We start from the raw sequence: 363 nt of genomic DNA on the forward strand, positions 1-363 counted from the left end.
GATTTCACCATGTCCCAAGCGACGAGAAATAAACTTCAATGGAGTGCCAATCTTGGCCTTAAAGAAGACTACAAAGGGGAAATTCCTAACGATTTTCGCGAAGTTTTGGCTAAATTAGCACAAAAATCACCGAATCTGACACTTGGCGCAAACTGAACATTCTCCAATATTTGGCAGCAAGAACCATTCATTTCCTCATCCCTCGTTTCTCGTTTTTGGTGATCATTCCTTTTTCTTGAAGCTTCTGCCTAAAGCGTGTGAAGGTAGTATCGTCAGGGACTGGATCTACAATGGATAAACCCAAGAAGCTTTGAAATGAGAGCCTGTCTGCTATGGCCTCTGCTAAGCCTCTGTCGGAGAGGT

Annotated in this window: 1 protein-coding gene; it reads right to left on the reverse strand. The window is 43.5% G+C overall.

The window, feature by feature from the left end:
• Positions 1 to 187: 187 nt before the first annotated feature.
• Positions 188 to 363, reverse strand: a 176-nt coding sequence (locus EZM41_RS14615; RefSeq protein WP_198469729.1) for a transposase, incomplete at its 5' end; no start/stop codon positions are given.

The organism is Acetomicrobium sp. S15 = DSM 107314 (assembly GCF_016125955.1).
Taxonomy (GTDB): Bacteria; Synergistota; Synergistia; order Synergistales; family Thermosynergistaceae; genus Thermosynergistes; species Thermosynergistes pyruvativorans.